We start from the raw sequence: 18,754 nt of genomic DNA on the forward strand, positions 1-18,754 counted from the left end.
AAAAAGGTTGTTATTAACCGAATGGTGCGTATTAAATAGTTATAAGAACGACTCAGATAGTGAGTTATTTTCATAAGCATATGAGTAAAGAGCATATGGGCGCAGACAGCAGGGTAATTCTGGATGGCGGCATGGGTCGTGAACTGCAACGCCGCGGGGCGCCATTCAGGCAGCCTGAGTGGTCGGCGCTGGCCCTGAGTGAAGCGCCGCAGGCGGTGGAAGCGGTGCATGCGGCTTATATCGAAAGCGGTGCCAATGTCATCACCAGCAACAGCTACGCGGTGGTGCCGTTCCACATCGGCGAAGCACGGTTTGCCGCAGAGGGAGAGGCGCTGGCGGCCTTGGCCGGTGAGCTGGCGCGGCGAGCGGTCCAGGCTTCCGGCAAGCCGGTGCGGGTCGCCGGTTCGCTGCCGCCGCTGTTCGGCTCCTATCGCCCGGACTTGTTCGAGGCCGACCGCGCCGCGGAGTTGCTGGCCCCGCTGGTCAACGGCCTGTCCCCCCATGTCGACCTGTGGCTGGCGGAAACCCAGAGTTCCACGGTCGAGGCGCGGGCGATCCATGCCGGCCTGCCCAAGGACGGCAAGGCCTTCTGGCTATCGTTCACCTTGCACGATGAGAACCCTGACGAGGTGCCGCGCTTGCGCTCCGGCGAGCCGGTGGCGGACGCGGCGGCGGTGGCCGCCGAACTGGGGGTGGAAACCCTGCTGTTCAACTGCAGCCAGCCGGAAGTGATAGGCGCGGCGATCGACGCGGCGCGGGTAACCTTCGAGCGGCTGGGGGTGAAGATCCATATCGGCGCCTACGCCAACGCCTTCCCGCCGCAACCGAAGGAAGCCACGGCCAACGATGGCCTCGACCCGCTGCGCGAAGACCTCGACCCACCGGGCTACCTGCAGTGGGCGGCCGACTGGCGGCAACGCGGCGCCAGCCACCTGGGCGGTTGCTGCGGTATCGGGCCGGAGCACATTGCCGTGCTGGCGCAGAAGCTGGCTTAAAAGCATCGCGGGCAATCGAGCGTCGACCGGCCGCTCCTACAGGTTCAGCACCCGGCCTTGTAGGAGCGAGGCTTGCCCGCGATGACGTCAGATCAAACACCACGGGACAAGGGCGTTACCCCCGGCACTCCACCAATCCTTTCAACTGCCCCGAACCGCTCTGGTTGTCCTCGCTCAACCAGCGCTCGAACCCGGCGCCGACCTTTGGCCACTCGGAGTCGAGGATCGAATACCAGGCGGTATCGCGGTTCTGGCCCTTGACCACCATGTGCTGGCGGAACACGCCCTCGAAGCTGAAGCCCAGGCGCTCGGCCGCATAACGCGAGCGGGCGTTGGCGTTGTTGCACTTCCATTCCAGGCGGCGATAGCCCAGGGCGAAGGCTTCCTTGGCCAGCAGGTACACCGCTTCGGTGCTCTTCGGCGAACGCTGCATGGGCGCGCCGAAGGTGACGTGGCCGATCTCGATGCGGCCCTGGGCCGGGACGATCGACATCAGGCTGAGCAAGCCCTGCACCTGGCCGCTGGCCCGGTCGATCACGCTGAAGAAATACGGGTCGCTGTTGGCCGCATGGTTGTTCAGCCAGTCATTGAAGGCGCTGCGTTCGGTAAAGGGGCCGTAGGGCAGGTAGTCCCACAGTTTGGGGTCGGCGCCCGGGCCCTGGAAGGCTTGCCACAGGTCGTCGGCGTGGCGCGCCGGGTCGAGTTTTTCCAGGCGGATGAAGCGCCCTTCGAGCAGGGTGGTCGACGGTGGCGGCACGCCTTGCCAGTCAGCGAGTGAGGTCGGCATGGGAATCTCCTTGAACGCTTAAAGGGCTTTGCGAAATTGAATGAAACCCGGGCGTTCGGCAATCCGTTCGTAGAGCTGGATGGCGGTGGCATTGGTTTCGTGGGTCAGCCAGTGGACCTTGCAGCAGCCGTCGGCCTTGGCGGTGGCGTAGACGAATTCGATCAGTTGGCGACCGACGCCGGTGCCGCGTTGCTCCGGGATCACCAGTAGATCCTGCAGGTAGCAGGAATTCTCGATGCTCCAGTTGGAGCGGTGGTAGATGAAATGCACCATGCCCACCGCCTGCTCGCCGTCCCAGGCCAGGGCGGCGTGGGTCGGCTCGGCGGCATCGAGGAAGCGCTGCCAGGTGCTGCGGGTGACCGCGTCGGCCAACTCGGTGTCGTAGAACCGCAGGTAGGCCTGCCACAGCGGCAGCCAGGTTGCGTGATCATTGGCGGTGACGGGACGGATCTGGATCTGGCTCATGGCTGCTCCTGGCGCATCAGTTGGGAAATGCTCTGGTCATGGGGATCGGCGCTGGCGGCCAATCCGTCGCGCACGCCGTCGATGTCGGCGGCGGTGCGGTTCTGGCTGAGTTTGCGTTTGCCCTCCAGGCGCTGGATCGGCAGGGCGAAGCCGACGATGGCGCGCAGCATGCTGTCCATGAACTCGGCGGGGGCATCCTCGAATTTCCAGGGGCTGGTGCGCCCGGCTTCATGCTGGTTGGTCAGGGCGCTGACCACTTCGCGGATGCGCTGCGGCTCATGGAACACCTCGGCCACGCCATAGGCATGCACGCTCACGTAGTTCCAGGTCGGCACCACTTTGCCGTGCTCGGCCTTGCTCGGGTACAGCGACGGGCTGACGTAGGCCTCGGCGCCCTGGAAGATCAGCAGCGCCTCGGCGCCGTTGGCCAGTTCCTGCCATTGCGGGTTGGCCCTGGCCAGATGGCCGTAGAGGGTGCCGTACGGGCCCTGGTCCGGGGCGAACAACAGCGGCAGGTGATTGGCCTGCAGGCCGCGCTCCCCGTAGGTCACCAGGGTGGCCAGGCGGGTTTCCCCGATCAGCTGGTGCAGGGTGGGCAGGTCTTCTTCGGCGAAAGCGCGGGGTAGGTACATGGAAAAATATCCTTGGCGAATGGCTGCATCCTAGGCAGGCTATTGGTCTGTTGTAAGAGCCATCTTTGGTCATTTTCATAGGTCCATTTGATCGCTCTATCCCGCCGCTCAGAGGGGCAAGCCCATGAACAGCCCGACATTGCCGCTTTCCTTCAACCCCGCCGGTATCGAGCTGGACCGCGGCCAGGGCCTCAGTCGCCAGCTGTACCAGGCGTTGCGCCAGCGGGTGCTGGACGGCCGGCTGGCCAGCGGCACGCGCCTGCCGGCCAGCCGCGACCTGGCGGCGGCCCTGGAGATTTCCCGCAACAGCGTGGTGCGGGCCTACGATCAGCTGTACGCCGAAGGTTTTATCGAAGGGCGGGTCGGCGATGGCACCTATGTGGCGCAATTGCCCGAAAGCCGGCTGCCGATCAAAAAGTCGGCGAAAAATTTATCCACAAAAGTATCCACAGGGTTATCACCAGGCTTACCCACAGGGTTATCCACAAAAAGCGCGAATTTACCTGGGATTACATCCAGTAAAGTTATCCACAGTGAGGCGTTGGAGCGGGTCGAACAGCATCATCTGTCGACTCCGCAAAGCGGTCCGCCACGGGCTTTTCGGGTGGGGATTCCGGCCTTCGATCTGTTTCCGTTCGAGGTCTGGGCCAAGCTGAATGCGGCTTTCTGGCGCAAGCCGGATCTGGGCCAGCTGTGTTATGGCGATTCGGCCGGCGAAGAACGTCTGCGCGGGCTGATCGCGGCTTACCTGCGCAGTTCACGCGGCATGCAGTGCAGTGCTGAACAAATTGTGATCACCAGTGGTGCACAACAGGGCATAAGCCTTTGTGCACAGTTGCTGGTGAACCCTGGCGACGGTGTGGCAGTGGAAAACCCCGGCTATCGAGCGGCGGGGCATGCCTTCGCGATTGCCGGCGCACGCCTGCACGGGGTGGCGGTGGATAACGAGGGTTTCGACTGTGCAGCCCTGGCGGGTCTGAGCGATTGCCGCCTGGCCTATGTCACGCCGTCCCACCAGTACCCCACCGGGGTGACCCTGAGCCTGGCCCGGCGCCTGGAACTGCTGGCCTGGGCCGAGCGCAGCAACGGCTGGATAGTCGAGGACGACTATGACGGCGAGTACCGCTACAGCGGGGCGCCGCTGGCACCCTTGGCGGCCCTCGACCGCCAGGGTCGGGTGCTGTACGTCGGTACCTTCGGCAAGGTCGCGTTCCCGGCCTTGCGCCTGGGTTACCTGGTGTTGCCGCCGGCGCTGGTGCAGCCCTTCGCCCAGCGCCGGGCGGTGGATGTGCGCCATTCCGAGGTCAGCACCCAGGCGGTGATGGCCGAATTCATGGCCGCCGGGCATTTCCAGCGGCATATCCGGCGCATGCGCCGCGCCGCCTTGAGCCGGCGCAATGCCTTGCTGGCCGGCTGGCCTGTGGATATCCCCGGGGTGGGCAAGTTGCCGAACGTGGCGGCGGGCCTGCACCTGACGATCCCGGTGGACAGCCTGGCCCGGGAGCAGGAGCTGGTGGCGCAAGCCGCGGCGGTGGATGTGGAAATCAATGGCCTGAGCAACTACTGGCTGCCGGATTCGCCGCTGCCGCGGGACCAGCGCGCGGGGCTGGTGCTGGGCTTCGCCGCAGTGCCCGAGGCCGCTATCGCCTGTGCCCTGGAGCGTCTGCGTCGGGCCTGGGGCGTGTGATGGCTATACTCGCGGCCATTGTCTTTGCCGAGAACCCTTATGAGCCTGACTCTTTCCGCGGTGCCCGAACGCAAGTTCGGTGCGCCCTTGTTCGCTTTGATCTCGCTGCTGGCCGGCGCTGTATTCCTGCAGGCCCAGGTCGGCTCGCGCCAGGTGTGGCTGTTGCTGCTGGGCGCGGCCCTGGGCCTGACCCTGTATCACGCGGCCTTTGGTTTCACTTCGGCCTGGCGGGTGTTCATCCGCGATCGTCGCGGCGCCGGCCTGCGGGCGCAGATGGTCATGCTGGCGCTGGCGGTGCTGCTGTTCTTCCCGGCCCTGGGCGCAGGGACTCTGTTTGGTTCGCCGGTCACGGGGCTGGTGGCGCCGGCCGGGGTCTCGGTGATTGTCGGCGCGTTCATCTTCGGTATCGGCATGCAGCTGGGCGGCGGTTGTGCGTCCGGCACGCTGTTTACCGTGGGCGGCGGTAACGCACGGATGCTGGTGACCCTGCTGTTTTTCATCTGCGGTTCGCTGATCGCCACCCAGCATGTGGACTGGTGGTTCGCCTTGCCGTCGCTGCCGCCGGTTTCCATCGTGCAGCGCTTCGGTGTGGCGCCGGCATTGGGGCTCAGCCTGGGTCTTTTCGCCTTGATTGCCCTGGTCACGGTGCGCCTGGAAAAGAACCGCCACGGCGCGCTGGAAGCACCGGTCGACAGTGCGTACCAAGGCTGGCGCCGCGTGCTACGCGGGCCCTGGCCGCTGGTGTGGGGCGCGGTCGCCCTGGCCTTGCTGAACTTCGCTACCCTGGCCCTGGCCGGACGGCCCTGGGGCATCACCTCGGCGTTTGCCCTGTGGGGCGCCAAGGTCGCCAGCGGGCTGGGGGTGGATGTCGGCAGCTGGGTGTTCTGGCAGGGCGCGGCGAACGCCAAGGCCCTGGCCGCGCCGGTGTGGCAGGACATCACCAGTGTGATGGATATCGGTATCGTCTTCGGCGCCTTGCTGGCGGCGGGCCTGGCCGGACGTTTCGCGCCGAGCCTGAAGATTCCTGCGCGTTCGCTGGTGGCGGCGGTGATCGGTGGTTTGCTGCTGGGCTACGGTTCGCGCCTGGCCTACGGTTGCAACATCGGCGCCTACTTCAGCGGCATCGCCTCCGGCAGCCTGCACGGCTGGTTGTGGCTGGTGGCGGCCTTTATCGGCAACGGCGTGGGCGTGCGCCTGCGGCCGTGGTTCTTTGCCGAGGAACGCCAGCCGCAAGGGCTGACGGGGTGTTGAATCGACCTTGAGCTTCTAGCTTCTGTAGGAGCGAGGCTTGCCCGCGATAGGGACACCGCGGTGTATCGGCCACACCGCGTTATCGTTCATCGCGGGCAATCGAGCGTCGACCGGCCGCTCCTACAGACAGGCGCCGGGCGATCAGGTCCCGGCCTTGATCTTGGTCCAGGCCCGGGTCCGTGCCCGTTCCGCGTCGCGGGGTAGCGGCTGCAAGGTGTACAGCGTGCTCATCGCCGCGTCGGTCGGGTACAGGTTGGGGTTGTTGCGGATCGCCGGATCGACCCGCTCGGTGGCGTCCTTGTTCGGGTTCGGGTAGCCGACGAAGTCGCTGACCGGGGCGATTACCTTGGGTTGCAGCAGGTAGTTGATGAAGGTGTAGGCATCGTCCGGGTTCTTCGCGCCTTTGGGGATCGCCAGCATGTCGAACCAGATCGGCGCCCCTTCCTTGGGCAGGCGCATGTCCACCACCACCCCGTTCTTGGCTTCCTTGGCGCGGTTGGCGGCCTGGGAGAAGCTGCCGGAATACCCCACCGCCACGCAGATGTCGCCGTTGGCGATGTCGGCCATGTACTTGGACGAATGGAAGTAGGTGACGTAGGGGCGGATCTTCAGCAGCAGCGCTTCGGCCTTGGCGTAGTCCGCCGGCTGCTTGCTGTTGGGGTCCAGGCCCAGGTGCTGCAGGGCCAGCGGCAGGATCTCCGACGGCGAGTCGAGCAGGGCCACGCCGCATTGCTTGAGCTTGCTGATGTTCTCTTCCTTGAAGATCAGGTCCCAGCTGTCCACCGGCGCGTTCTCGCCGAGGGCGGCCTTGACCTTGGCCGGGTTGAAGCCGATCAGGATGGTGCCGTACATGTAGGGCACGGCGAACTTATTGCCCGGGTCGTTGGCTTCGATCAGCTTCATCAGCTTGGGATCGAGGTGGTTCCAGTTCGGCAACTTGCTACGGTCCAGCGGCTGGAACACCCCGGCCTCGATCTGCTTGGCGAGGAACACGTTGGACGGCACCACCACGTCGTAGCCGGAGTTGCCGGTCAGCAGCTTGGCCTCCAGCGCCTCGTTGGTGTCGAAGATGTCGTAGACCAGCTTGACCTGGCTGTTCTCGGCCTTGAAGTCTTCCAGGGCCTTGGGGGTGATGTAGTCGAACCAGTTGTAGACGCGCAGGGTGCGTTCTTCGGCCTGTGCGGCACCGCCCAGCAGCGCCGCGCAGAGCGCGGGCGCGATGTAGCTTTTGAGCCTGTTCATGTTGCGGGTTTCCTTCACTGGGCGCTTTGAAAGCCTTCGAGAACGTTCACGGCATTGATGCCGATTTCTTCCACCGCATAACCGCCTTCCATGACGAACAGCGTCGGCGTGCCCAGGGCGGCAATGCGTTGCCCCATGGCCAGGTAGTCCGGGCTGTCGAGCTTGAACTGCGAGATCGGGTCGTCCTTGAAGGTGTCCACACCCAGCGACACCACCACGATGTCGGCGCCATAACGGCGGATTTCCTCACAGGCCTGTTCCAGCGCCGCGCTCCAGCTGTCCCAGCCGCTGCCGGCGGGCAACGGGTAGTTGAAGTTGAAGCCAACGCCTTCGCCTTCGCCGAGCTCGTCCGCATAGCCCAGGAAGAACGGGAATTCGGCTTCCGGGTGGCCATGGATCGAGGTGAACAGCACGTCGTTGCGCGCGTAGAAAATCGACTGGGTGCCGTTGCCGTGGTGGTAATCGACGTCGAGGATCGCGACCTTCTTGTGGCCCTGGTCGAGGAAGGCCTGGGCGGCGATGGCCGCGTTGTTCAGGTAGCAGTAGCCGCCCATCAGGTCGCCGGCGGCGTGGTGTCCCGGTGGACGGCACAGGGCGAAGGCACTGCGCGCGCCGCGCTGGATCACCGCCTGGGCGGTCAGGGCGACTTGCGCGGCGCTGTAGGCCGCCTGCCAGGTGCCGGCGGTGATCGGCGCGCCGCCGTCGAAGCTGTAGTAGCCGAGCTGGCCGTGCAGGCTGGTGGGGATCACGCTGCGCAGGGTGCGCGCCGGCCAGGTGTAGGGCAGCAGGTCGCCGTCGATGCCCTGGGCCGCCCAGCGGTCCCAGGCGCCCTTGAAGAAGTCCAGGTAGGCGCGGCTGTGGATGCGTTCGATCGGCCCCAGGCCGAAGTCCCTGGGCGCCTCGACCGGGCCCAGGTTGCGATATTTCACGCGGTCCAGCACGTGGTCGGCGCGCGACGGCATTTCGAAGCAGGGCATCAGTTGCCCGTCGATCAGTTCGCAGCGGCCGTGGTGCAGGTGGTGATCGTCCGAGTAGATCGTCAGCATTTCTTATTCTCCGCAGGCTGGTTCGGTGCTCACAGTCTTGCGGCGCCGGGCCTTTTGGAGAACGGCAGGAGCGGCCAAAAGGGGATCGATATGGCCAAAACCTGTGTCCGCAATTCGCCCCTTGAAGCAGCACGGCGCCCCATTGCGGGGCGCCAGCGGGTTCAGCTTGCGGACGGTACTTGAATGAAGCGCTGCAGCACCTGGAGCATGTCCTCGCGTTTTTTCCGGGCAATGATATCCAACAGCAGGACGCGACCCTTTTTCTCGCAACGCTGGCCGACATCGGGATCGGCGCCTTTTTCCAGCAGCAGGGTGAACATGTCCAGGGTCTCCTGCTGGCTGACAGTGGGCGACTTGTCGTCGGCGGAGATCTTGTCGGCGACGAACATCAGCAGGCTCTGGCCCATGGGCTGGTCATGGCAGGTGCCACGACCGTAGCTCAGGTTGAGGTTGGCGCCGGCATCTATCAGCAGCCTCATGGCCGCGTAATTGTTGCCCCAGAAGGCCCGGTACAGTGCGGTTTCGTTGTCATTCACGGTCCGCAGTTCGAGGTTCTGCGGGTGTTGCAGCAGCCAGGCGAAGCCTTCGAGGTTGCGTTGCTGCTCGGCCAGTTGCATCAGCGGGGTGTAGCCCCGGCTGTTTTGCTCGTCGATGGCGACGCCGGCTTCCAGCAGGAACTTCAGGCGCCCGCCCTGGTTCAGGTCGGGGCTGTCCTTGAGGTCGCGCTCCATGGCCTGCAGGGCCAGGGTGGTCCATTTGTACTGGCCGCTGGTATGGGCGCCGTGGGCCAGCAGCAGTCGGGCGATCTCCAGGTTTGGCGCGTCCAGGGCGTGCAGCAGCGCGCTGCGCCCGTCATCGGCCATGACTTCGCCGCTGACGCCACCGGCCAGCAAGCGCCGGACTTCGGCTTCGTCGCCTGCGTCCACGGCGGCCACCAGCGGCCAGAAGCCCTGGCACGCCTGTGGGTTGGCGGACTTCAGGCCCAAACGCTGCAATATGCGCGGCGGCACGCTCAATTGGCGTTGCAGGCGCATGCCGCAATACAGCCGATAGCGTTCGATGGCGCGGCCCTGGTGGATGTTGTCCAGCGGTCGTTGTTCGAACTGGGCCCAGTCCAGGTCGGCCAGGTTGAGGTAGGTCGGCATGCGCCCGGGTTCCCGGCGCAGCACCTCCAGCAGCCAGGGGCGGGCGGTTTTCAACTGGCCGGCCTCGCTGGTCCAGTAGGCGATATCGTTGAGCAGGCCTGGGTACTCGCTGTGGTCCTGGGCAATGGTGCGAAAGTCCTGGGCGGCGAAGAAACCTTCCACCTGGCGGATGCCCGGCGCCTTGTCCTTGGCTTTGCGCAGTTGCTCGTGGAGCTCGCGGAACTGGGTCCAGACGTCGTCCGCCGTGGCCGGTGGCGAATAGGCATTGAAGGTGATCGGCCCCGTACCGCTGCTGAAGGGGCGGAACCACTGGGGAAAGCGCTGCAGGGCATACAACCACTGTTGCTCGATCTCGCTACCGATCGGTTGCAATGGGGTGAAGTCCATCTGGGTCAGGTCGCGGCGGTGACTGATGGCCAGCATCGGCTGTTGTGGATAACGTTGGTCGATCAACAGATAACGTTGGCTGAGCTGCCAGTCCGGGCTGATGCAGTTGAAGCTCAAGGGCGTCAGGCTCAGCCCGACTTCGAGTTGATTGCTGGGCGGCCAGTTGTCCGAGACCTGGATCGGGTCGTCCGGCGAGACGCAGGCCCGCAGTTCCTCGGGGCTGAACAGCGGCAAGGGCGGCGATTTGTAGATGCGCTGCTGGTACTGCGCGTCCTGATAGGCGTTGAGATAAAACAGCCCGCGGTACTGGCTGAGCACGATCCGCGCCGGAAGTTGCGCAAGGCCGGGCAGGGGGAACGGCTTGATCTGCAGGGTGGCGGTTTCCGGTTCGTCCAGGACAATGCCGCGGGAGACTTGCCACCATTTGATCTTGGCCAGGTCCAGGTCGAATGCCTGGGCGGCGGGTGCGACAGCGAGCATCAGCAGCGTCAGGCAGATCCCGTAAAAGCGGTTGTGCCTGGCAGCGGCGCCTGTGAAGAGTTTCAAGATTGCAGTCCCTTGCCGGTATGAAAGGCCGGCAATGTAATGCAATCGGCGGCTTTATGCCGGGGTTTGTGTCAGGGCCGGAACTGGCTGGGGGCGACGCCGCTCCAGCGCACGAAGGCATGGCGGAAGCTTGCGGTTTCGCTGAAGCCCAGGGCCTCGGCGATGCGGTAGATCGGCAGGTCGTCCTCGCAGAGCATTTGCTTGGCCCGCTCGAAGCGCAGCTCGTCGAGCAGTTCCTGATAGCTGCAACCCAGGTCCTTGAGGTGCCGGCGCAGGGTGCGGGCCGAGCAGTTCATCTGTTCGGCCAGGCCTTCCAGGCCCGGCGCGGCGTCCAGTTGCGCCGCCAGCAGCTGGCGGATGCGTCCCAGCCAGGCCTGGCGCCCGGTGAATTCGGTGTTCTGCTTGCGGCAGCGTTCGGCCATGGCCTGGTGGGTGATGGCGTCCGCCAGGGGCAGCGGCTGCTCGAGCCAGCGCCGGTCGAAGGCGAAGGCATTGGAGACCGCATCGAATTGCAGCGGGCAGTCGAAGCGCTCGGCGTAGCGGCTCTGGTAATCGGGCGCGGGGTAGTCGAAGCGGGCGCCGCGCAAGGGCAGCGGATGGCCCAGCAGGTCGTCGCAGATGACCTTCAGCGACACCAGGCAGAACTCGATATTGAAGGTCGCCAGCGCCGGGTTCTCGCGGTAATCCGCGGCGGTCAGCCAGATCAGCTCGCCGTCCGCTTCCAGGCTCAGCTCGAAAAGTGTTCCCAACAGCGCCGGATAACGCAGCGCCAGGCGTAAAGCGTCACCTAAGGTGGCACTGGTGAGCAGGGCATAACCGAGCATGCCATAGCTGGAAACGTGCATGCGCCGGCCCAGCTCCAGGCCGATATCCCGTTGCAGGGCCACGGCGTTGGCGCACACCAGCATTTCCTGGTTGGTGGTGATGCGGGTGTCGGCGCGGCTCAGGTCGGCGGCGTTGATGCCGCTGCCAGCCAGCAGCGCTTCGCTGTCCTGGCCCTGGTCCTTGAAGGTATTGAGCACCAGCGAGACGGCGTTGAGGGTGGTGAGGTGGGAATGCAGCATGTCCGTTTCCAGCCCGGGGGATGCTGAAAACGGAGCAATTTGTATGCCGCGCCTGCGGCGAACGCCAATGATGGTGTGGGGCGGTTGTTGGATCGCCGCGTTGCGGCTATCGCGAGCAAGCTCGCTCCTACAAAGGGCTGTGGAGCTTCTGTAGGAGCGAGCTTGCTCGCGATTACGGTGAACGATGACGCGTTGTCAGCTCAGCTCACCGCACAGGTCCAGCTCCACCAGGCGCCGCACTTCGGCGGTGTCCAGGCCGGCGCCGAGCAGGGCGTTGAGCTTGCCGAACGCCGCTTCGCGGGTCATGCCGCCGCCGGACAGTACGCCGACGCCGCGCAGGCGGCTGCCGGCTTCGTAGATGTCCAGCTCCACGCCGCCTTCATGGCATTGGGTGATGGCCACGACCACGATGCCCTGTTCCCGAGCGCGTTGCAGGCTGGCCAGGAACTGCGGGTTGTCGCTCGGCCCGGTGCCGCTGCCGAAGCACTCCAGTACCAGCGCCTGGAGGCCGCTGCCCAGTAGGGCGTCGAGCTGTTCGGCGGCGATGCCGGGCACTAGCGGCAATACGCCGACCCTGGCCAGTTGCTTGCCCTGGCGGTAATCCAGCTGCGGCGGAATCGACGTTGCCTTGGCTGCGCCGCCCTGGCGCTGCAACGCCGCGAACGGATGACGGCCGAAGCTGCGGATTTTCGCGCAACGGGTCGGCGCCAGCAGTTCGCCGTGGAAGTACAGGTGCACGCCCGGGGCCAGGCCCTGGCCGAGGGCGACCAGCGCGCCGCCGAGGTTTTCCCAGGCATCACTGTCGGTCACGCCGGCCGGCAGCATCGAGCCGGTGAACACCACGCGGGCATGCAGGCCCAGCAGCTGGAAGCTCATGGCCGCGGCGCTGTAGGCCAGGGTGTCGGTGCCGTGCAGGATCAGCACGCTGTCGCAGCCCTGCACGTCGACCGCATCGACCACGGCTTCGCGCAGGCGCTGCCAGTAGGCGGGGGTCATGTTGGCGCTGTCGATCAGCGGCGCCATCTCGCGAAAGCGCCAGTTGGGCACCACCAGCTCGGGCTGGCTGTGCAGGTAGTCGCGCATCCGCGCCTCGAAACCCGAGGCCGGGGCCAGGCCATGGGCGCTGGCCTGCATGCCGATGGTGCCGCCGGTGTAGAGCACCATGACGTTCTGCGCGGCAGGATAGGTGTTGGCATTCATTGGGGAGTCTCCGGAACGATGACAGCGTGCGGTCGAGCATGACGCCGACCGCAGGGAGTGTCACGTCGGGCGCAAGACATGCGCCCGGTTTTTACCCGATCAGCGTTGCGCTGCGGGAATGCCTTGCGGCTGAGCGTCAGCCTTGACAGCAACCGACGGGCTGGTCGGCCAGGCCTTCAGGTCCAGGTCCAGATCGGGAAATTTGCTGGAGTCGAACACAGGCTGGTCGACGCCGGCGCGGCGCTGCTTGTCGTAGTCGCGCATTACGCGCAGGCCGACCTTGAACAGCATGGCCAGGGCCACCAGGTTGACGAAGGCCAGGCAGGTCATGGTGATGTCGGCGAAGGCGAACACGGTCGAAAGGTCCTGCATCGAACCCCAGACCACCAGCGCCAGCACCAGGCCGCGGAAAGTCATCAGCGCAGCGCGGTTGCGGGTGAGGAACTGCAGGCTGTTCTCGCCCAGATAGTAGTTGTAGAGGATGCAGGTGAAGACGAACAGCGACAGCGCGACGCTGACGAACATGCGGCCCCAGTCACCGACCACGGCGGCCAGCGAGTTCTGGGTCAGGACGATGCCGTCACCTTCGAAGCCCGGGGTGTAGAAGCCCGACAGCAGGATCAGCAACGCGGTGCAGGTGCAGATCACGAAGGTATCGAGGAACACGCTGAAGGCCTGGACCACGCCCTGGGCGCCCGGGTGCTTCACGGCGGCCACGGCGGCAACGTTCGGCGCACTGCCCAGGCCCGCTTCGTTGGCGAACACGCCACGCTTCACGCCCATGACGATGGCGCTGCCGAGCAGGCCGCCGAAGGCCGGGTCGAGACCGAAGGCGCTCTTGAAGATGGTTTCCAGCATGGCTGGCACGTGTTCGATCTGGGTGCCGATCACGTACAGGGTCACGCCGATATAGGCCAGGGTCTTGATCGGTACCAGCAGGTCGGACACCGAGGCGATGCGCTTGATGCCGCCGATGAAGGTGATGGCCAGCAGCACTGCCAGGACGACACCGGTGTGGCGTGGGTCGAAGGCAAAGGCGTTCTGCAGCGAGTGAGTCACGGTGTAGGACTGCAGGCCGATGAAGGCGAAGCCGTAGGTGACCAGCAGCAGGATCGAGAACACCACCGCCATGCCTTTGAGCTTGAGGCCGTGCTGGATGTAGTAAGCCGGGCCGCCACGGTACAGGCCGTCGCCATCGGCGCGCTTGTAGACCTGGGCCAGGGTGCATTCGAAGAAGCTGCTGGACATGCCGACCAGTGCAGTCACCCACATCCAGAACACCGCACCCGGACCGCCGAGGGTCACGGCGATGCCGACCCCGGCGATGTTGCCTGCACCGACGCGGCCGGCAAGGCTGAGCATCAGGGCCTGGAACGAGCTGAGTTGTCCGGCGCTGCCTTTGAGGCTGTCGCGGAACACCGCGAACATGTGGAAGAAGTGGCGCAATTGAACGAAACGCGAGCGGATCGTGAAGTAGCTACCGAGCCCGACAATGAGCACGATCAGTACTTTCCCTGAGAGGAAGTCGTTGATGACTTCGAGCATGGAGTATTCCTCGCTGTTTTTTGTAAAGGCAGAAGCTGGATGGTCCGAAACATCGCGTTACACACCGTCGCGCAGGCAGCACGACAGGTGGGGCGAGTGTTCGTCCCGGTTCCAATTCGCGGGTTGTTATTAGTTCGGGTTCCCCGTGAGGTTGAGCCTCGTTACCGACGGCTACCCACGTGAAGAGGGGGCGCACTATACCGGTGCGCGCGCCCGCCGTCTGCATGTTGCGTGTCGAGCCGAGGAACGGCAGGCGGGGAAAGGGGCTGAATCGGTTCTTGTGGGAGCGCGTTGGCGAGCTTTACGCAGGCGCGGCCGGTGGGCTGGGATGGGCGTCAATGATGACGCGGTGGGGCTGGTGAAGCGCCGCTTTGCGGCTGTCGCGAGTCTGCGAAGCGGTTGCAAAACCTGCCAGTGCGATTTGGCCGATGTACTGCAGCGCCTGGATTACGGTCCCTGCGGTACCGATCGCAGCCTCGCAAGCTCGGCAGCGGCTACGCAGCGGTTACATACCGTTCATACAGCCTGTGTCTGGCATCGATTACGTAGCGATTACGTAACAGTTACATAGCTATTACGTAGCGGACTGGAGAGGCAGCAGCTGGGGCTGAATCCGATGTCCCTGTTCGGATGAGGGCGGCAATCTCGCGGTTTGGGCAAAGCCCGGCCGCTCGCAGCTCAGGCTGGAAACTGCGGTACATGCTGTTCCACCCACTCGAACAGGCGCTCGTCGAGCTGCGGCCGGTAGCGGTTGTAGGCGTCCTGGTAGCCGTTGAAGAGCGGATCCTGATTGACCCGCACCGCCAGCGCGCTCGGGCTTTCGCTCCCGGCATGGCTCGCCCTCAGGTGTTTCTGTCGCTGATCGGCCTGTTCCAGGGTGTCCGCCAGGGCGTCCAGCTGCAGGTGCCTGAATTGGGCGATGGCCTGGGGCAGGTGAAAGTGCAGGGCGCTGTCAAAGCCTTCCCAGCCCTCAAAGGCCAGCCACTCGTGGAGCACCATGAAGCAGCGCGGCGCCGGTGCCAGTCGTTCCAGCTGCTCGAAGGCCAGCCAGTACTGTCGTTGCAGTTGCTCGGCGACTTCTATGGCCTGGGCGATCAGGTCCAGGGCCCGGCCCTTGTCTCGGTGATGTTTGCGCAGGATGCGCTGGGTCAGGGTGAAGCGCGCTTCTTCAATCGCGCTCAAGGCGCGGCCCAGGTCATAGCCGGCGTTGTGCAGCGGCTCCCGGGCTTGCTCCAGAGGCAGCCCGGACTTGCTCGCCAGCACTTGCAGCAGCTCGTTCTTGTAGTGCTCGGCGGCCTGCTGGGGGTTGCCTGCGCAGCGTTCGAGCAAGGCCTGGGCATGGCGCAGGCCCACGGGGATCAAGCTGCGCAGTTGCTGTATCGCCTGGATTTGCGTCGGGTCCATCGACGGCGGTGCCTCGGTGTCTGATTGGGCGGGAGGCCGATTATCCTCCGCGTCGCAGGAGTGTGCTTGTTTAAAGCGAGTGGTTTGCCAGGTAAGGAAAATGGCCTGCAGAGACCGTTGAGTCGGTTTGCCAGGCAGATTGTGCTGTCAGGTTTTGCGGCCCCTACGACGGAGTGCCGCCCAGAGCGATCGCAGCCTCGCGGGCTCGGCAGCGGCTACGGGCCAATGTCGATCCAGGATCGATGGTGTTGCGGGCTATGCTCGGCCGGAGGGATGCGGCGATCTTAATGCTGATGAAGTTCGTTGGTGTAGCCGCTGCCGCAGGCTGCGATCGGCTTGGGCGGCACTCCGACGAAGCGGGCGTGGCGATTTCAAGGGCGAAGAGCGTCGGTGGGAAAACGGCAGGCCGTTTCCAGCAGGCAAAAAAAAAGGTTCTTCACGGAATACCGGGAAAGACGCTCTTGATCTTCATGAAAAAGAATTCGCTATCCCGGTAACCGTACGCCATTCGTTTGATGACCTTTATGCGATTGTTTATTCCTTCCAGCTGACCGGTGTGCATCGGCCAGCGAACGCGGCTGACGATGCCCCGCCAGTAACTCTTTAGCCGTTTGGCGAACTGGATCAGTGCCGGTATTTCGCTTTCATGAGCATGGCGCAACCATTGCTTCCAGGCCGATCTCCAGCTCCAAGCGGTATTCGGCGTCCAGAGCGTTTTGAGTTCAGCCTTCATCAAGTAGACCGTCATCAACGCCTGGTTGGCCGCCAGTAAATCCTGCAAGTGAACCTGTTGTTCCGGCGTTTTCAGATTCTGTGGATTGCGTAGCAGTAGCCATCGCGCTTGCTTGATGACCTTACGAGCAGGCTTGTCGTGGCGTAGCCGATTAGCCTCGTCAACGCGGACCCGATCAATCACCTCTCGGCCATATTTGGCCACCACATGGAAGAGGTCGTAGACCACGCGCGCTTTGGGGCAGTGCCGGCGAACCTCCAGGTCAAAGGCGGTGTTCATGTCCATCGCCACCGCTTCGATTCGAGCGCAACCCTCTGGCCCCAACTCTTCGAAGAACGGCCTGACCGCCGCACGGCTGCGGCCTTCGCCGATCCACAGCACTCGTCGTGTATCCGCATCCAGCACCACACTGGCGTAACGATGGCCCTTGAACAGAGCGAACTCGTCCATCACCAGACGCCGTGGTTGCGCCTTCGGCAGATCGCTCAATGCCGTTTGCAAGGCGCGACGCTCTAGCAGCCGAACGGTGTCCCAATGCAACCCAAACAGTTGAGCCACGTGTAACGTGGGAAGGCGCTCGCAGGCTTGAATCACCGCATCGGCCAAGCGGCGCGTCATACGGGCATAGCGATCCAGCCAACTGACAGTCTCCATGCGTTTGCCGCAGTCACGACAGCCAACACGTCTGAGCAAAACGCTGAGGCGCACTGCACGGCCGAGAATGGGCAAATCACGAACGACTCGCTCGCAATACTCGTGAGTGGTTGAGCAGGGCTTTTGGCATCCACCACAGGAAGGGAATCGGGTGGTGTGGGGCGTCAGATCGATCTGTAGGGCATCGCCATCAGGCTTGATCGTGACGACAGAAAAGCCCTCCCAAAAAGGAAGGAAAGTATTAATATCGTGCATAAGAACGCCGGTTTTTTAGATGTGTTTGCTCGCACGAACATCATCAATCAAATCGGCGTTCTTGTTTCTGTGTTTCCCGGAATTCCGTGAAGAACCAAAAAAAAGGGCCTGGAGAAGAACTCCAAGCCCTCAAAAGGTGAGAGGTGTCTAGTCCCTCGACCTGGTGAGCGGTGCCCTGTGGCCAGGGCGGGCGTTGGTCAGGCTTTGAGCGGGACCAGACGCGGGGCAATCATGTTTTCCGGGCGCAGGATGTCGGCGAGCATGGCGTCGTCGAGCAAGCCTTCTTCACGCACCAGTTCCAGTACGCCGCGGCCGCTTTCCAGGGCGATGCGGGCGATACGGGTGGCGTTTTCATAGCCGATGTACGGGTTCAGCGCGGTGACCAGGCCGATCGAGTGCTCGACCAGTTCGCGGCAGCGCTGCTCGTTGGCGGTGATGCCGGTGATGCAGTGCTCGCGCAACATGTCCATGGCGCGTTGCAGCAGGCGGATCGAGTCGAAGATCTTGAAGGCGATCAGCGGCTCCATCACGTTCAGTTGCAGCTGGCCGCCTTCGGCCGCGATGGTCAGGGCCAGGTCGTTGCCGATGATCTGGAACGCCACCTGGTTGACCGCTTCCGGGATCACCGGGTTGACCTTGCCGGGCATGATCGAGCTGCCTGGCTGACGCGCTGGCAGGTTGATTTCGTTGATCCCGGTGCGTGGGCCGCTGGACAGCAGGCGCAGGTCGTTGCAGATCTTCGACAGCTTGACCGCAGTGCGCTTGAGCATGCCGGAGAACAGTACGAAGGCGCCCATGTCGGAGGTGGCTTCGATCAGGTCGGCGGCCGGTACCAGCGGCTGGCCGCTGATGGTGGCCAGGCGCTGAACGGCCAGGGCCTGGTAACGCGGGTCGGCGTTGATGCCGGTACCGATGGCGGTACCGCCCAGGTTCACTTCGGTCAGCACTTCTGGCGCCAGGGTCTTCAGGCGGGCCAGGTCTTCGCTCAGGGTGGTGGCGAAGGCACGGAACTCCTGGCCCAGGGTCATTGGCACGGCGTCTTGCAGCTGGGTACGGCCCATCTTCAGGACGTGGCTGAATTCTTCACCCTTGGCGGCGAACGACTGGATCAGGCTGTCGAGGCTGGCCAGCAGCGCGTCGTGGCCCAGCAGCAGACCCAGGCGGATCGCGGTCGGGTAGGCGTCGTTGGTCGACTGCGCCATATTCACGTCGTTGTTCGGGTGCAGGTACTGGTATTCGCCCTTGCTGTGGCCCATGGCCTCCAGCGCGATGTTGGCGATGACTTCGTTGGCATTCATGTTGGTCGAAGTGCCAGCGCCGCCTTGAATCATGTCCACCACGAATTCTTCGTGGAAATCGCCGCGGATCAGACGGGCACAGGCTTCGCTGATGGCAGCGTGCTTGGCTTCGCTCAGGTGACCCAGTTCGCGGTTGGCGTCAGCAGCAGCCTGCTTGACCATTGCCAGGGCCACGACCAGTTTTGGGTAGTGCGAAATCGGAACACCGGAGAGGCGGAAGTTGTTCACCGCTCGCAGGGTCTGGATGCCGTAATACGCTTGAGCAGGTACTTCGAGTACGCCAAGCAGGTCTTTTTCTGTGCGGAAAGATGCAGCGGAGGACATGATAGAAATCATCTCGATATGGACCCGGTCTGTGCCGGAACGCTGCGAATCCTAGGCCTGTGGGAAAATTTGGGCCAATGCTGTTAAACACTGG

Annotated in this window: 15 protein-coding genes; 3 read left to right on the forward strand and 12 right to left on the reverse strand. The window is 64.1% G+C overall.

The window, feature by feature from the left end; translation table 11 throughout:
• The first annotated feature begins 95 nt into the window (after positions 1-95).
• Positions 96-995, forward strand: a complete 900-nt coding sequence (locus tag NRG23_RS19775) for a homocysteine S-methyltransferase family protein (protein ID WP_257371809.1) — start codon at positions 96-98, stop codon at positions 993-995.
• A 115-nt stretch (positions 996-1,110) separates the two neighbouring features.
• On the opposite strand, the gene NRG23_RS19780 is transcribed toward NRG23_RS19775, so the two are convergent.
• From NRG23_RS19780 to NRG23_RS19790, 3 genes are read right to left on the reverse strand one after another with little or no spacing between them, the layout of a single operon-like run.
• Entirely contained in the window at positions 1,111-1,782 is a 672-nt protein-coding gene (locus NRG23_RS19780; protein ID WP_257371810.1) for a GNAT family N-acetyltransferase, read from the reverse strand.
• 18 nt (positions 1,783-1,800) lie between these two features.
• Positions 1,801-2,247 (reverse strand): GNAT family N-acetyltransferase, encoded by a 447-nt coding sequence (locus NRG23_RS19785; protein ID WP_041988009.1) that lies wholly within the window; start codon positions 2,245-2,247, stop codon positions 1,801-1,803.
• Positions 2,244-2,879 (reverse strand): FMN-binding negative transcriptional regulator, encoded by a 636-nt coding sequence (locus NRG23_RS19790; protein ID WP_257371811.1) that lies wholly within the window; start codon positions 2,877-2,879, stop codon positions 2,244-2,246. Before NRG23_RS19790 ends, NRG23_RS19785 begins: the two co-directional genes overlap by 4 nt.
• A 124-nt stretch (positions 2,880-3,003) precedes the next feature.
• On the opposite strand from NRG23_RS19790, the gene NRG23_RS19795 reads away from it, so the two are divergent.
• Both NRG23_RS19795 and NRG23_RS19800 read left to right on the forward strand, forming a co-directional pair.
• A complete protein-coding gene (locus NRG23_RS19795; protein WP_257371812.1) occupies positions 3,004-4,566 on the forward strand; it encodes a PLP-dependent aminotransferase family protein in 1,563 nt (520 codons plus the stop codon).
• 39 nt (positions 4,567-4,605) lie between these two features.
• A complete protein-coding gene (locus tag NRG23_RS19800) occupies positions 4,606-5,817 on the forward strand; it encodes a YeeE/YedE family protein (protein WP_257371813.1) in 1,212 nt (403 codons plus the stop codon).
• Positions 5,818-5,958: 141 nt separating this feature from the next.
• Here NRG23_RS19800 and NRG23_RS19805 read toward each other — a convergent pair whose 3' ends face one another.
• The 9 genes from NRG23_RS19805 to aspA form a co-directional block, all read right to left on the reverse strand.
• Positions 5,959-7,059, reverse strand: coding sequence for a polyamine ABC transporter substrate-binding protein (locus NRG23_RS19805; protein WP_101284010.1), 1,101 nt, complete (start codon positions 7,057-7,059; stop codon positions 5,959-5,961).
• Positions 7,060-7,073: 14 nt separating this feature from the next.
• Positions 7,074-8,105 carry a histone deacetylase family protein gene (locus NRG23_RS19810; RefSeq protein ID WP_016704011.1) on the reverse strand — a complete coding sequence of 344 codons (1,032 nt, stop codon included), beginning with the start codon at positions 8,103-8,105 and terminating at the stop codon, positions 7,074-7,076.
• 161 nt (positions 8,106-8,266) lie between these two features.
• Positions 8,267-10,183 carry an ankyrin repeat domain-containing protein gene (locus NRG23_RS19815; RefSeq protein ID WP_009051616.1) on the reverse strand — a complete coding sequence of 639 codons (1,917 nt, stop codon included), beginning with the start codon at positions 10,181-10,183 and terminating at the stop codon, positions 8,267-8,269.
• A 71-nt stretch (positions 10,184-10,254) separates the two neighbouring features.
• On the reverse strand, positions 10,255-11,247 hold the full coding sequence (locus NRG23_RS19820) for an AraC family transcriptional regulator (RefSeq protein WP_009051615.1): 993 nt from the start codon (positions 11,245-11,247) through the stop codon (positions 10,255-10,257).
• Positions 11,248-11,442: 195 nt separating this feature from the next.
• A complete protein-coding gene (locus NRG23_RS19825; protein ID WP_016704013.1) occupies positions 11,443-12,447 on the reverse strand; it encodes an asparaginase in 1,005 nt (334 codons plus the stop codon).
• A 99-nt stretch (positions 12,448-12,546) separates the two neighbouring features.
• Positions 12,547-13,992 carry a sodium:alanine symporter family protein gene (locus NRG23_RS19830; protein WP_257371814.1) on the reverse strand — a complete coding sequence of 482 codons (1,446 nt, stop codon included), beginning with the start codon at positions 13,990-13,992 and terminating at the stop codon, positions 12,547-12,549.
• Positions 13,993-14,670: 678 nt separating this feature from the next.
• Positions 14,671-15,396 carry a hypothetical protein gene (locus tag NRG23_RS19835; RefSeq protein WP_096375812.1) on the reverse strand — a complete coding sequence of 242 codons (726 nt, stop codon included), beginning with the start codon at positions 15,394-15,396 and terminating at the stop codon, positions 14,671-14,673.
• Positions 15,397-15,832: 436 nt separating this feature from the next.
• Positions 15,833-17,038, reverse strand: a complete 1,206-nt coding sequence (locus NRG23_RS19840; protein WP_009047489.1) for an ISL3 family transposase — start codon at positions 17,036-17,038, stop codon at positions 15,833-15,835.
• Between the two features lie 197 nt (positions 17,039-17,235).
• Positions 17,236-18,660, reverse strand: coding sequence for an aspartate ammonia-lyase (gene aspA, locus NRG23_RS19845; protein WP_007928510.1), 1,425 nt, complete (start codon positions 18,658-18,660; stop codon positions 17,236-17,238).
• Positions 18,661-18,754: the final 94 nt, after the last annotated feature.

Origin of the sequence: Pseudomonas sp. T8, from assembly GCF_024610635.1 — a bacterium.
GTDB classification, from domain to species: domain Bacteria; phylum Pseudomonadota; class Gammaproteobacteria; order Pseudomonadales; family Pseudomonadaceae; genus Aquipseudomonas; species Aquipseudomonas chlororaphis_I.

Excerpts from the sequence above, each read along its gene's own strand:
- NRG23_RS19780 (WP_257371810.1), bottom strand. The coding sequence starts at position 1,782 with ATGCCGACCTCACTCGCTGACTGGCAAGGCGTGCCGCCACCGTCGACC.
- NRG23_RS19820 (WP_009051615.1), bottom strand. The coding sequence starts at position 11,247 with ATGCTGCATTCCCACCTCACCACCCTCAACGCCGTCTCGCTGGTGCTC.
- NRG23_RS19830 (WP_257371814.1), bottom strand. The coding sequence starts at position 13,992 with ATGCTCGAAGTCATCAACGACTTCCTCTCAGGGAAAGTACTGATCGTG.
- NRG23_RS19805 (WP_101284010.1), bottom strand. The coding sequence starts at position 7,059 with ATGAACAGGCTCAAAAGCTACATCGCGCCCGCGCTCTGCGCGGCGCTG.
- NRG23_RS19785 (WP_041988009.1), bottom strand. The coding sequence starts at position 2,247 with ATGAGCCAGATCCAGATCCGTCCCGTCACCGCCAATGATCACGCAACC.
- NRG23_RS19840 (WP_009047489.1), bottom strand. The coding sequence starts at position 17,038 with ATGCACGATATTAATACTTTCCTTCCTTTTTGGGAGGGCTTTTCTGTC.
- aspA (WP_007928510.1), bottom strand. The coding sequence starts at position 18,660 with ATGTCCTCCGCTGCATCTTTCCGCACAGAAAAAGACCTGCTTGGCGTA.
- NRG23_RS19790 (WP_257371811.1), bottom strand. The coding sequence starts at position 2,879 with ATGTACCTACCCCGCGCTTTCGCCGAAGAAGACCTGCCCACCCTGCAC.
- NRG23_RS19795 (WP_257371812.1), top strand. The coding sequence starts at position 3,004 with ATGAACAGCCCGACATTGCCGCTTTCCTTCAACCCCGCCGGTATCGAG.
- NRG23_RS19810 (WP_016704011.1), bottom strand. The coding sequence starts at position 8,105 with ATGCTGACGATCTACTCGGACGATCACCACCTGCACCACGGCCGCTGC.
- NRG23_RS19775 (WP_257371809.1), top strand. The coding sequence starts at position 96 with ATGGGCGCAGACAGCAGGGTAATTCTGGATGGCGGCATGGGTCGTGAA.
- NRG23_RS19825 (WP_016704013.1), bottom strand. The coding sequence starts at position 12,447 with ATGAATGCCAACACCTATCCTGCCGCGCAGAACGTCATGGTGCTCTAC.
- NRG23_RS19835 (WP_096375812.1), bottom strand. The coding sequence starts at position 15,396 with ATGGACCCGACGCAAATCCAGGCGATACAGCAACTGCGCAGCTTGATC.
- NRG23_RS19800 (WP_257371813.1), top strand. The coding sequence starts at position 4,606 with ATGAGCCTGACTCTTTCCGCGGTGCCCGAACGCAAGTTCGGTGCGCCC.